This is a genomic window from Methylobacterium sp. J-078, from assembly GCF_022829285.1.
Taxonomy (GTDB): Bacteria; Pseudomonadota; Alphaproteobacteria; order Rhizobiales; family Beijerinckiaceae; genus Methylobacterium.
Genome location: NZ_JAKSYI010000036.1, coordinates 1 through 12,862 on the forward strand (window position 1 = coordinate 1; position 12,862 = coordinate 12,862).

A 12,862-nucleotide genomic window follows, 5' to 3' on the forward strand; every position below is an offset into this window, starting at 1 on the left:
CGGGGGTGTCGGGCGGCAGGTAGACGAGCCGCACGCCATGGGGCAGGCGCAGTCCTGGTTCGGTGTGCCAGCCCGCTCCGTCGAGCGGCAGGATGATCGTGCGCTGCGGGCCTGCGCCGGCCTCGCGGGTGAACAGGGCATGAAAGCTCACGACGCGATCGCCGAAATCGGCTCCCCTGCGATGCTCGCCTTGGCCCGCGCCCCTCTGTGGCAGGTTGGGCAGGCGATCATGCAGCGAGAGGAGGGTCGGAAGAAGATGCTTCGATTTGCAGTCGGCGAGACGCGGCGCGACGGTCCATAAACGCGTTTACGCGAATTTGAGCCGCGTGCGTGCGAGGTTCGCTTTGGTCGAGATGCGGTGCGTCGCGGCCCAGAGCCCAAAGTCCGGTCGCCACCTGTTGCCGAATCTCGGAAAGTCACCTCCTAGGCTGCCGAGGCAGAGGCCAACGACCGGGTCGGGTGGATAGTTGCCCGTCTGCCTTTGGTTGGCGCGTTGAGAAAGCGGACGCTTGCTCCGGAGACACCGAGAGCGGGCTTGCGACGAGCCGGACGCCTGCGCTCATCTCATGACGCAGCGAGCAAGCTCTTCGACACGTCTCGGCGGAAGCCCGCGCCGGGATGGCTCGCCTTGAGGAGCGGCCCGCTGCCCGGGAACAGCTTCTCGCGCAGCGTGCCCTCCGCGTACCGGGTCTTGAAGGCGCCGCGCGTCTGGAGTTCCGGGACGACGAGGTCGACGAAGGCCTCCAGGGTTTCGGGTGCCACCGCGCGGGTCAGGTTGAAACCGTCGGCGTCGGTGGCCTCGGCCCAGGCGACGAGTTCGTCGGCGACTTCCGAGGGCGCGCCGACGATGAAGGGCGCGCGGGCGCCGCGCGGGCCGAACGCGGCGAAATCGGCCCGGGTGAAGGGCCGCTCGCCGCCTTGGGTCAGGGTCTCCACCAGGGACTGCATGGCGTTCGTCTTGACGTAGGCCAGGGCCTCGTCGGGACCCAGGACCGACAGGTCGATGCCGGTCCAGCCCGAGACCAGGGTGAGCTGGCCCTCGACGTCGATGTAGCGCGCATACTCGTCGCGTAAGGACAGGGCCTCGGCGCGGGTCGGCGCCACGATGACTGTTGCGCCGAGGAACATGCGGATATCGTAAGGGTCGCGCCCGGCGGCGCGGGCCGCCTCGCGCAGGTCACGCACGGCCTTGGCGGCCAGCGGCTTCGTCTGGCCGTTGAGGAACACGGCCTCGGCGTGGCGCCCGGCGAAGATCTTGCCCCGGCTCGACGTGCCGGCCTGGTAGAGCACCGGCGTGCGCTGGGGCGAGGGCTCGGCGAGGTGCCGGCCGTCGACGCGGTAGTACGGACCGTCGTGCCGGATGCGGTGGACCCGTGCCGGATCCGTGAAGACGCCGCCGGCCCGGTCGCGCCGGACGGCGCCCGCCTCCCAGCTGCCCTCCCAGAGCTTGTAGGCGGCCTCCAGGAAGTCGTCCCCCGCCTCGTAGCGTGTGTCGTGCGCCCGGGCCGTGTCCTGGCCCATGCCGCGGGCGCCGCTCTCGAGGTAGCCGGTGACGATGTTCCAGCCGACCCGGCCACCGGTGAGGTGGTCGAGGGTCGTGATCCGGCGGGCGAAGGGATAGGGGTGCTCGTAGGTCAGGTTGGCGGTGACGCCGAAGCCGAGATGGCGGGTCGCCTGCGCCATGGCGGGCACCACCAGGAACGGGTCGAGGTTCGGGGCCTGGGCGGCCCGCGCCAGGGCCGCGTCGGCGGTGCCGGCGTAGACGTCGTACTGACCGAGTACGTCGGCGAGGAAGATTCCGTCGAAGAGGCCGCGCTCGGCGGTGCGCGCGAGGTCCACCCAGTAGTCGAGGCTGTTGTAGGCGCTGCCCGTGTCGCGCGGGTGCCGCCACAGGCCGGCCCAGGTGTGGCCCGGCGAGGCCATCTGGAAGGCGTTCAGCCGCAATTCTCGGCGCGTCGTCATCGAAGGATCCGTCTGCAGCGGGCGTGGCCTCGCCGGGTCTCGCCCGGGCAGGCGGGAAGCACGGGCAGGCGAGTGACCAGGAAGTTCAGGGTATTGGTCCCGGACGTCCGGTCAACAAGAACCTTCTTTTTTGAATCGCATCGTCCAGAGGAGGTTTGTTCTTGCAAAGATTTTCCTGGAGATATGTGTCCCAAATGCATGCGAAAGCACATCATTTGCCCGACGAAGACTTGAGTTTCGAACGGTAATCCCGGATTTCAACAACGGCTGCCCGAGGGTTCAGCCGGCTCAGGACGGGATTGCAGGATCATGTCGCAAACGGATGCGGGCTGGGGTGCCGGCCCGAGCGCCCGCTACGAAGACCTCGCCGCGCGCTTTCGCCCGGCCTTCGCCGAGATCCGCGCCACCGCCGTGGCGCGGGACGGCGCGCGCCGGCTGCCGCATGCCGAGATCGGCTGGCTCAAGGAGGCGGGCTTCACCACCCTTCGGCTGCCGGAAGCGGCGGGCGGGCACGGGGCGAGCCTGCCCGAACTGTTCAATCTGCTGATCGAGCTGTCGCAGGCTGACTCCAACGTCACCAACGCGCTGCGCGCGCATTTCGGCTTCACCGAGGACGTGCTGTGCTCGACCTCGCCCGAATGGCGGGCGCGCTGGACCGAGCGGATCGCCGCCGGGGAGACCATCGGCAGCGGCGTCTCCGAGACCGGGGAGGCCAAGGTCGGCCAGTTCGACACCATTCTCCGCCGGCGCGGGGCCGAGCGGGTCGTCGACGGTCGGAAATTCTACACCACCGGCTCGCTCTTCGCCGACTGGATCCACCTCTCGGCCCAGGACGAGGACGGCGCGCCCGTGGTCGCGGCGGTCTCGACCCGGGCCCCTGGCGTGGAGATCGTCGACGACTGGGACGGATTTGGGCAGGCGCTGACCGCGAGCGGCACCGCGCATTTCACCGGGGTCGTGGTCGCGCCCGACTGGATCAAGCCGGACCCGGCGCGCTTCCCCTACGCCATGGCGTTCTTCCAGCTCGTGCATCTGGCGACGCTGGCCGGCATCGGCCGGGCCGCGGCCGAGGACGTCGCCCGGCTCGTGGCCGAGCGCCGGCGCGTCTACAGCCACGGCAATGCGGCCCGCACCGGCGACGACCCGCAAATTCAGGCGGTGGTCGGCCGCGTCCGGGGCAACGCCTACGCGGCCGGCGCCATCGTGCTGAAGGCGGCCGAGGCGCTGCAGCGGGTGTTCGAGGGCCGCCGCGCCGGGGCCGACGCGACGGCGCCGGCGGCGCTCGCCGACGTCGAGGTCAACCAGGCGGTCACGGTGGTGACGAACCTCGTGCTGGAGGCCACCACCGGCCTGTTCGACGCGCTCGGCGCCTCGGCGGTGAAGGAGGGCCTGGGCCTCGACCGCTACTGGCGCAACGCCCGCACCATCGCCTCGCACAATCCGCGGATCTACCGCGACCGCATCGTCGGGGCCTTCGCGGTCAACGGCACCGCGCCGCCGCGCGAATACCGCGTCGGTTCGGCCTGAGGTCAGCCCGCGATGCCGGCCCGCTCCGACCGCATGTGCCTCGGCGCCTTCCTGTATCCCGGCGGGCACCACGTCGCGGCCTGGCGCCACCCGTCCGCCCAGGCCGATGCCGGCGTCAACGCCGCGCATTACCGGCGGATCGCCAGGACGGCGGAGGCGGCGAAGTTCGACCTGATCTTCCTCGCCGACGGTGTCGCGGTCCGGGGCGAAGACATCGACGCCCTCAGCCGCACGGCGATCCGCTATGTCGGGCAGTTCGAGCCCCTGACCCTACTCTCCCACCTCGCGGCGGTGACCGAGCGGATCGGCCTCGTGGCCACGGCCTCCACCACCTATAACGAGCCCTTCCACGTCGCCCGCAAGTTCGCCTCCCTCGATCACCTCAGCGAGGGCAGGGCCGGCTGGAACCTCGTGACCTCCGCTGACCCGCGCGAGGCCTGGAACTTCAGCCGCGAGAGCCACCTCGCCCATGCCCACCGTTACGCCCGGGCGGAGGAGTTCGTCGACGTGGTCCGGGGCCTGTGGGATTCCTACGCGGACGACGCCTTCGTGCGCGACCGGGAGTCCGGCCGGTTCTTCGACCCGGACCGGTTGCACCTCCTGGCTCACGAGGGCGCGCACTTCTCGGTGCGCGGACCTCTCAACGTGCCGCGCCCGCCGCAGGGTCATCCGGTCGTGGTGCAGGCGGGCTCCTCCGAGGCCGGCAAGGCGCTGGCCGCCCGCACCGCCGAAATCGTCTTCACCGCGCAAGAGACCCTGGCGGACGCGACCGCCTTCTATGCCGACGTGAAGGGCCGCATGGCCGGCTTCGGGCGCGACCCCGATCACCTCAAGATCATGCCCGGCGCCTTCCCGGTCGTCGGACGCACGGAGGGCGAGGCCCAGGACCGCTACGGGGAATTGCAGGACCTGATCCACCCCGTGGTCGGCCGCTCGCTCCTCGAACAGCTCGCCGGCGCCGACCTGTCGGCCTATCCGGACGAGGCCCCGGTGCCGGACGTGCCCGAGACCGAGGGCGGCAAGAGCCGGCAGGCCCTGATGCTGACGCTGGCGCGGCGCGAGGGGCTGACCATCCGCGAGCTTTATCTGCGCATCGCCGGCGCCCGCGGGCACTGGACCCTGGTCGGCACGCCGAGCCGGATCGCCGACGCGCTGCAGGAGCGCTTCGAGGCCCACGGCGCGGACGGCTTCAACATCATGCCGCCGACGCTGCCCGGCGGCCTCGACGATTTCGCCGCCCTGGTGATCCCCGAGCTCCAGCGCCGCGGCCTGTTCCGCACGGATTACGAGGGCCGCACGCTTCGCGAAAACCTCGGCCTGCCGCGACCGCCCCATCGCCACCCCGCCGCCGCGATCCGGGTGCCGACCGCCCCGTGACCCGTCCCTCCTCTGCGCACCAGGACACTGAGCCCATGACGATCCGCCCGCGGCGCCGCCACATCTCCCTCACCCGCCGCTTCCTCCTCGCCGCCGTCTGCACGGCCCTCCTGCCGCTGGGCGCGGCCCGGCGGAGCGAGGCCGCCGAGGTGACGGAGGTTCGCCTCGACTGGGCGACCTACAACCCGGTCAGCCTCGTCCTGAAGGAGAAGGGCTTCCTCGAATCCGCCCTGAAGGAGCGGGGCATCGCCGTGCGCTGGACGCAGTCGCTCGGCTCGAACAAGGCGCTGGAATTCCTGAACGGCGGGGCCATCGACTTCGGCTCCTCGGCCGGGGCGGCCGCCCTGCTGGCGCGCCTCAACGGCAACCCGGTCAAGGCGATCTACGCCTACTCGCAGCCGGAATGGACCGCCCTGGTGACCACGAAGGACAGCGGCATCCGGACGCCCGCGGACCTCAAGGGCAAGCGGATCGCGGTGACGCGGGGCACCGATCCGCACATCTTCCTCATCCGGGCGCTTCAGGGCGCAGGGCTCACCGAGAAGGACGCCAAGCTCGTCCTGCTCCAGCATGCCGACGGTCGCACCGCCCTGGAGCGCGGCGACGTCGACGCCTGGGCCGGCCTCGACCCGATGATGGCGGCCTCCGAGATCGAGGGCGGCACCCGCCTGTTCTTCCGAGACCCGGCCGCCAACACCTGGGGCGTCCTCGACGTGCGCGAGGATTTCGCCAAGGCCCATCCGGACCTCGTGAAAGTCGTCATCGCCGCCTACGAGCAGGCGCGCACCTATGCGATCGCCAACCCGGAGGCCGTGACGCGCGCCCTCGTGGCCGCGACCAAGCTGCCCGAAGCCGTGATCGCCCGCCAGCTCGCCCGCACCGATCTGAGCCGGCCCGAGATCGGCCGGGTCCAGGCCGAGAGCATCCGGGCGGCGGGTGTCGCCCTTCAGCAGGCCGGCGTGATCCCGGCGGAGACCGACGTGGCTGCGGCCGTCGACGGGCTGATCGATCCCCGCTTCACAGCCGGGTCCGAGCGGTGAGCGCGGGAACCGCGTCCCCGCTCCTCGCGTCCGGCACGGGAGGCGACGGCACCGCTCCGGCAATGCCCGGGCTGAGCCGATCCTGGCGACGGGGTGCCGGTCGCACGGGCGGGCGCCTCGTCCTCGGCATCCTGATCCCCCTGGCCCTCGCCCTGGGCTGGGAGCTCGCCATCCGGTCAGGCCTCGCCCAGGGGCGGCTGCTGCCGCCGCCGAGCCGGGTCCTCGGGACGCTGCTGGCGCTGGCCCAGACCGGGGATCTCCGGCTGCACGTCCAGGCGACGCTGCTGCGCGTCGCCCTCGGCTTCGTGGCCGGCGCTGGGGCTGGCATCCTCGTGGGCGCCCTCACCGGCACGCTCCCGCTCGCCCGGCACCTTCTCGATCCCAGTCTTCAGGCCCTGCGGGCGGTGCCCTCGCTCGCCTGGGTGCCGCTCTTCATCCTCTGGCTCGGCATCCTCGAGACGCCGAAGGTCGTGCTCATCGCCGTCGGAGTGTTCTTCCCGGTCTATGTCGGGGTCTCCGGCGCGATCGCGTCGGTGGATCGCAAGCTCGTGGAGGTCGGACGCATCTTCCGCCTGTCGCGCCTCGCGCTCGCCCGTCGCATCCTCCTGCCGGCGGTTCTGCCCGGCACCCTGGTGGCGCTCCGCACCGGCCTCGGGCTCGGCTTCCTGTTCGTGGTGGCGGCCGAGCTGATGGGCGCCTCGGAGGGGCTCGGCTACCTCCTGGTGGACGGCCAGCAATTCGGCAAGCCCGACCAGATTCTGGCCGCCATCCTGGCCTTCGCAGGTCTGGGCAAGCTCGCCGACGGTCTCCTCGTCCTGGCGACCCGGCCGCTCCTGCGCTGGCAGGATGTCAGCCGCGGCGTCCTCTAGATTGTTCTTCCGGACCGACCACATGCTGACGATCCAGGACCTCTCGAAGACCTACGTGGACGGGACGCGGGCGCTCTCCGGCCTGACCCTCTCCCTCGCGCCGGGCGAGATCGTCGCCGTGGTGGGTGGCTCGGGCTGCGGGAAGACCACCCTCCTGCGCCTCGTGGCCGGCCTCGACGTGGCGACGGCGGGTTCCATCCGGCTCGACGGCGCCACCATCGACGGCCCGCATCCCGGGCTCGGCCTGGTCTTCCAGGAGCCGCGGCTGCTGCCCTGGCTCAGCATCGCCGAGAATGTCGGGTTCGGCCTCGGCGACCGGCCGGCGGCCGAGCGCCGGGCCCGGGTGGCCCGCGCCCTCGACCGCGTCGGTCTCGCCGACCATGCGGGGCGCTGGCCGCGCGAGCTCTCCGGCGGCCAGCAGCAGCGCGTCGCCATCGCCCGGGCCTTCGTGGCCGACCCCCGGGTCCTCCTGCTCGACGAGCCCTTCTCGGCCCTCGACGCCGTCACGCGCGAAGATTTGCACCGCCATCTGCTGGCGCTCTGGGCCGAGACCCGCCCGACCATCCTCCTCGTCACCCACGACGTCGCCGAGGCCGCGTCCCTCGCGGACCGGGTCGTGGTCATGCGCCCCCATCCCGGCCGCATCCACGAGACGGTCGCGCTCGATGCGCCTCGCTCCGGTGACGCGGCGGCCCAGGATCGGACCGCGCGCACCCTGCGGGCCCTGCTGGACCAGTCCCTCGCCGCGCCCCCGCGTCCGGTGGCGCAGACCGCCTGACCGGCGCGGCTTACCAGCTCGTGAGCACCGCCCCGCCGAAGGTCGTCTCCACGAAGGCCTTGGTCTCCGGCGTGCGGTAGCTCTCCACCAGGGCCTTGACCCAGGGCTTGTCCTTGTCGGCCTCGCGGACCGCCAGCATGTTCACGTAGGGCCCCTTCGGCTCCTCCTTCAGGAGCGCGTCGGAGGGCTTGAGGCCGGCGGGCGTCGCGTAGTTGGTGTTGACCGCCGCAGCGTCCACGTCGTCGAGGGCGCGGGGCGTCTGGGCCGCGTCCACCTCGATGAAGCGGAGCTTGCGCGGATTTTCGACGATGTCGGCCACCGTCGGCTTGAACCCGGTGCCGGGGGCCAGCTTGATCACGCCCTTGTCCTGCAGGAGCAGCAGCGAGCGCCCACCATTGGTCGGGTCGTTCTGGATCGCCACGGTGCCGCCGTTCGGCACCGCGTCGAAGCTTTTGTGGCGCTTCGAATAGATGCCGAGGGGGAAGTTCACCGTGAGGCCGATACCGGTGATCCGGTAGCCCCGGTCGGCCTTCTGGTTGTCGAGGAAGGGCTGGTTCTGGAACGAGTTCGCCTCGATCTCGCCGGCCGAGAGGGCTTCGTTCGGCACGACGTAGTCGGAGAACTCGATGATCTGGAGGTCGAGCCCCCGCTTCGCCGCGATCGGCTTCACCGCCTCGAGGATCTGCGCGTGCGGCCCCGGGGTCGCCCCGATGCGGACCCGCGTCAGGGGTTCGGCCCGCGCTGGAGCGGTAACAGCCGAGCCGGACACGGCGAGGAGGGCGGCGAGGGTCAGGGCGCGCAGCATGGCGGATCGTCCGGGTTGGGGGCGGGAGGGGTGCGAAGGGGCGCGTCAGGCCTGCCGGATGCGCCGGTTCAGGCGCCGCGCCAGGCCCTCGCCGACGGTCTGCACCGCCTGGACGAGGACCACGAGGACGACGACCACGGCGAGCATCATCTCGGGCCGGAAGCGCTGGTAGCCGTAGCGGATGCCGAGATCGCCGAGGCCGCCGCCGCCGACGGCGCCGACCATGGCGGAGAAGCCGAGAAGGGAGACCACCGCCAGGGTCAGGCCCGACACGATGCCGGGCAGCGCCTCGGGGATCAGCACCTTGGCGATGATCTGCCCCGGGCTCGCCCCGAAGGCGCGGGCCGCCTCCACGAGGCCCGGATCGACCTCACGGATCGCCGCCTCGATCAGGCGCGCCAGGAAGGGCGTCGCCGCCACCGTGAGCGGTACCGTGGCGGCGAGGGTCCCGATGGAGGTGCCGGCGATGAGCCGGGTGAAGGGGATGATCGCCACCACCAGGATGATGAAGGGCGTCGAGCGGGTCGCGTTGACGATGAAACCGAGCACGGCGTTCGCGATCGGCGCGGCGAGGAGTTCTCCCCGCCGGCTCGTCGCCAGGAAGATCCCCAGCGGCAGGCCGAACAGGGTTCCGAGGGAGGCGGCGAGCGCCACCATCGTGAGGGTGTCGCCGGTGGCCTGGACGAGGAGGCGGATCAGTTCAGGCGACACGGAACGCCTCCTGGGCCGGCGGCAGGTATCCGAGGACCTGACTGTCGATGCCGTGCTGCGCCAGATAGGCCCGCGCCCGTGCCGCCACGTCGGGCGCCGGCGGCAGCCCGATCGCCAGGGAGCCGAACGGACGCCCGCCGATCTCGTCCACGGTGCCGGCCAGGATCGCGGCCTCGATGCCGGTGTCGCGGGCGAGCCGCGCCAGGATCGCGGTGCCGTCCGGGGCGTCCTCGAAGGCGATGCGCAGCACCACGGTCGCGCCCGGCCGTGCGCCGGCCCCGATCCGCGCCGCCAGCGCCGGGGGCAGCCCATGGCCCATTTCTCCCGCGAGGAGGGAGCGCGTGATCTCGGCCTGCGGCCGGGTGAAGACGTCGAAGGCCGAGCCCTGCTCGACGATGGCGCCGTGCTCGATCACCGCGACGCGGTCGGCCACTGCGCGGATCACCGACATCTCGTGGGTGATGAGCACGATGGTGAGGCCGAGCTCCCGGTTGATGCGCGCGAGGAGCGCCAGGATCGACCGGGTGGTCTCGGGGTCCAGGGCCGAGGTCGCCTCGTCGGAGAGCAGCACCTCCGGCCGCGTCGCCAGGGCCCGGGCGATGCCGACGCGCTGCTTCTGTCCGCCCGACAGTTCGGCGGGATAGCGCCCCGCCTGATCGGCGAGCCCCACGAGATCGAGCAACTCGGCGACCCGCGCCCGGATCGCGACCGGTGCCCAGCCGGCGATCTCCAGGGGCAGCGCGACGTTGCCGGCGGCGTCCCGGGACGAGAGCAGGTTGAAGTGCTGGAAGATCATCCCGACCCGGGCCCGCAGGGCGCGCAGCTCGCGTGCGCGTAGGGCCGACACCTCGGCATCCCCGACCCAGACACGGCCCGCACTCGGCCGCTCCAGGCCGTTGATCAGGCGGATCAGGGTCGACTTGCCGGCACCCGAGCGCCCGATGATGCCCAGAATCGACCCGGCCGGAACCGCGAGGTCGATGCCGTCCAGGGCGGCGACCGCCGCCCCGTTGCGCCGGGGCGCGTAGGTCTTCGAGACGGATTCGAAGCGGATCACGGCCTCGGCGGAATGGATGGTCGACGGCATGGACGGGATGATCCGCGGCCCGGCCCCGCGCTTGCCGATCTCGGGAGCCGGAAGACGAGGTCAGGTCTCTTGAAGCACAGGAATGAGCTTCATTTATCCACGACCAGTCCGCATCCAGTCAATGAAAGCAGAGGCCAAATTGCGACGCCGCCGAGGATGAAAGCCGTGGTGTCGGACGGTCGCGCGAGAAGGGTCTTCCCCGGGCCAGCGATCCGCGCACCGGAGGCGTGATCCCGCTCCTGGCCATGATGAATGCCTCCCGGTGGAAAGAGGGGGGGGTGAGCCGCATCACCCCGCGATGTGGTCCTGGACCGCCATCATTCTCGAGCATTGTCGATCCGCAGGCGCATTCCCCCACGAAAGCGCGCAAATTCGAAAAACCATTTTCTTGCGAAATCTTGGTGCGCGCCGGTAAATCTTCGGCACGAGATCGTGATCTCACAGCAACGGCACAAGTGATCCGCGAACGGTCCCGCGAAGATCGTCGGCGGCGCGGTGCGCGACGTTGTCCCACGAGACTTTCCACTGCGGGACTTGCGCACTGCGGGACTTGCTCCGTGCAAGACTTCCCATCCGGAGACGATTCATGACCGACGACACGCCGCGCGGGACCGTCCTGTCGCGCCGCACGATCCTGCGCGCCGGCCTCGGGGCCGCAGCGCTGGCGCCCCTCGGGATGCCGGCGCTCCACGCTGCCGAGCGGACCGTCCGCCTGAGCTACCAGCGCTCCTCGACCCTGCTCACCATCCTGAAGGCGAAGGGTAGCCTGGACGAGCGCCTGAAGCCCCTGGGCTTCGCGCCCTCCTGGCACCTCTTCACCAGCGTGATCGAGCCGATGAACGCCGGCGCGGTCGACCTGCACGCGGATGTCGCCGACGCGGTGCCGATCTTCACCCAGGCCGCCGATGCGCCGCTCACCTTCTACGCCCGCGAGGTCGGCTCGCCCTCGGCGGAAGCCATCATCGTCCCCGAGGACTCGCCGATCCGCTCCATCGCCGACCTGAAGGGCCGCACGGTCGGCGTCTCGCGCGGGTCGGGCTGCCACTTCATCCTGGCAGCCGCCCTCAAGCGGGCGGGCCTCGCCTTCACCGACATCAAGCCGGCCTATCTCCAGGCGCCGGAGGGTCTGGCGGCCTTCGGCCAGGGCAGCCTCGACGCCTGGGTGATCTGGGACCCGTTCCTCGCCATCGCCCAGGCCAAGCGGCCGGTGCGGGTATTGGCCGACGCCACCGGCCTGTCGAGCTACCACCGCTACTACCTCGCCAACGACCGCTTCGTGGCCGAGAACCCGCGGGTCGTCGGGATCGTCTACGACGCGCTCCGGCAGGCAGGACGCTGGGTCAAGGCCGAGCCCGATGCGGCGGTGGCGCTCCTCGCGCCGATCTGGGGCGACCTCTCCCCGGAGGTGGTCGCCACCGTGAACCGGCGCCGGACCTACGAGGTCACGCCGGTGGCGCGGTCCGAACTCGGCGAGCAGCAGGCCATCGCCGACACCTTCCGCGAGGCCAAGCTGATTCCCCGCGACCTCGATGCGACCGCGGTGAAGACCTGGCAGCCAGCGGCGGAACGGGGCTGAGCGCATGACCCATCCGCTCCGCTTCGGGATCTGGGCGGCCGTGCACGGCTCCCGCGCCGCCCACCACGATCCGGACGAGCCCGACGACGCCAGTTGGGACCGCAACCGCGCCCTGGTGCTGGAGGCCGAAGCCCTCGGTTTCGACGCCGTTCTCGTCGCCCAGCACACCGCCAACCCCTACGACGACGGGCGCGATCAGCTCGAGGCCTGGACGGCCTCGGCCGCGCTCGCCGCCCTGACCCGGCGCATCGAGATCATCGCGGCGATCAAGCCCGGGCTCTACCACCCCGTGGTCCTGGCCAAGATGGCCCTGCAGATCGAGCACATCGCCCGCGGGCGCTTCGCCCTCAACCTCGTGAATGCCTGGAACCGGGCCGAGTTCGAGCGGGCCGGCCTGCCCTTTCCGGCCCACGACGCACGCTACGCCTACGGCGCCGAATGGATCGGCCTCGTCGACCGGCTGATGCGGGGCGAGCGCGTCACCCATGCGGGCCCGCACTTTCAGGTGTCGGATTACCAGCTGCGCCCGGCCGGCAGCTTCCGACCGCGCCCGACGATCTATCTCGGTGGGGAATCCGAACCGGCTCGGGCGCTGGCGGCAAGCCAAGCCGACGTCTGGTTCATCAACGGCCAGCCCCTCGCGGATGTCGCGGCGCTGATCGCCGACGTCGCCCGCCGGCCCGCTGCCAACGGCCCCCTGCGCTACGGGCTCTCGGCCTTCGTCATCGCCCGCGAGACCGATGCGGCGGCGCAGGACGAGCATGCGCGCCTCCTAGCCCTGGCCGACCGCGACGCGGGCCTGCGGGCGGACACCCGGGCGCGTACGGACACGGCGAGCGTGATGTTCGCCAAGACCGACGCCGCGGCCTCCCGCCATGTCGGGACCAACGGCGGCACCGCCGCCGGCCTCGTCGGCAGCTACGACACCGTCGCGTCCCGCATCCACGCCTTCCATGCCGCCGGCATCGAGCTCTTCATGCTGCAATTCCAGCCGTTCGAGGCCGAGATGCGCCGCTTCGCCGAAGAGGTCCTGCCCCGGGTGCGCTGAGGCTCAGGCGCGGGCGACGAAGCGCTGGTGGCCCGCCATGCCCGCCAGCATGGCGGCGACGAAGGCCATCACGGGCCGCGCT

At 71.5% G+C, this 12,862-nt stretch carries 11 protein-coding genes; 7 read left to right on the forward strand and 4 right to left on the reverse strand.

Annotated elements, in window-relative coordinates; all coding sequences use genetic code 11:
• Positions 1–564: 564 nt before the first annotated feature.
• Positions 565–1,962, reverse strand: coding sequence for an LLM class flavin-dependent oxidoreductase (locus tag MKK58_RS02995; protein WP_243910688.1), 1,398 nt, complete (start codon positions 1,960–1,962; stop codon positions 565–567).
• A 309-nt stretch (positions 1,963–2,271) separates the two neighbouring features.
• Between MKK58_RS02995 and MKK58_RS03000 the strand changes: the two genes are divergently transcribed.
• From MKK58_RS03000 to MKK58_RS03020, 5 genes are all read left to right on the forward strand, one after another.
• Entirely contained in the window at positions 2,272–3,489 is a 1,218-nt protein-coding gene (locus MKK58_RS03000) for an acyl-CoA dehydrogenase family protein (protein ID WP_243910689.1), read from the forward strand.
• A 12-nt stretch (positions 3,490–3,501) separates the two neighbouring features.
• Positions 3,502–4,866, forward strand: coding sequence for an LLM class flavin-dependent oxidoreductase (locus tag MKK58_RS03005; RefSeq protein ID WP_243910690.1), 1,365 nt, complete (start codon positions 3,502–3,504; stop codon positions 4,864–4,866).
• A gap of 35 nt (positions 4,867–4,901) precedes the next feature.
• Positions 4,902–5,906 (forward strand): aliphatic sulfonate ABC transporter substrate-binding protein, encoded by a 1,005-nt coding sequence (locus tag MKK58_RS03010; protein ID WP_279578197.1) that lies wholly within the window; start codon positions 4,902–4,904, stop codon positions 5,904–5,906.
• Between the two features lie 62 nt (positions 5,907–5,968).
• Positions 5,969–6,775, forward strand: a complete 807-nt coding sequence (locus MKK58_RS03015) for an ABC transporter permease (RefSeq protein WP_243910726.1) — start codon at positions 5,969–5,971, stop codon at positions 6,773–6,775.
• Between the two features lie 22 nt (positions 6,776–6,797).
• Positions 6,798–7,553 (forward strand): ABC transporter ATP-binding protein, encoded by a 756-nt coding sequence (locus MKK58_RS03020; protein ID WP_243910691.1) that lies wholly within the window; start codon positions 6,798–6,800, stop codon positions 7,551–7,553.
• 10 nt (positions 7,554–7,563) lie between these two features.
• Here MKK58_RS03020 and MKK58_RS03025 read toward each other — a convergent pair whose 3' ends face one another.
• From MKK58_RS03025 to MKK58_RS03035, 3 genes are read right to left on the reverse strand one after another with little or no spacing between them, the layout of a single operon-like run.
• Complete coding sequence (locus tag MKK58_RS03025) at positions 7,564–8,358, reverse strand: MetQ/NlpA family ABC transporter substrate-binding protein (protein WP_243910692.1); 795 nt, start codon at positions 8,356–8,358, stop codon at positions 7,564–7,566.
• 45 nt (positions 8,359–8,403) lie between these two features.
• Positions 8,404–9,069, reverse strand: coding sequence for a methionine ABC transporter permease (locus tag MKK58_RS03030; RefSeq protein ID WP_243910693.1), 666 nt, complete (start codon positions 9,067–9,069; stop codon positions 8,404–8,406).
• Positions 9,059–10,156 carry a methionine ABC transporter ATP-binding protein gene (locus tag MKK58_RS03035; RefSeq protein WP_243910694.1) on the reverse strand — a complete coding sequence of 366 codons (1,098 nt, stop codon included), beginning with the start codon at positions 10,154–10,156 and terminating at the stop codon, positions 9,059–9,061. Before MKK58_RS03035 ends, MKK58_RS03030 begins: the two co-directional genes overlap by 11 nt.
• 586 nt (positions 10,157–10,742) lie before the next feature.
• Here MKK58_RS03035 and MKK58_RS03040 point away from each other — a divergent pair.
• Both MKK58_RS03040 and MKK58_RS03045 read left to right on the forward strand, forming a co-directional pair.
• On the forward strand, positions 10,743–11,732 hold the full coding sequence (locus MKK58_RS03040) for an ABC transporter substrate-binding protein (protein WP_243910695.1): 990 nt from the start codon (positions 10,743–10,745) through the stop codon (positions 11,730–11,732).
• 4 nt (positions 11,733–11,736) lie between these two features.
• On the forward strand, positions 11,737–12,780 hold the full coding sequence (locus MKK58_RS03045; protein WP_243910696.1) for an LLM class flavin-dependent oxidoreductase: 1,044 nt from the start codon (positions 11,737–11,739) through the stop codon (positions 12,778–12,780).
• The last annotated feature ends 82 nt before the right edge of the window (positions 12,781–12,862 follow it).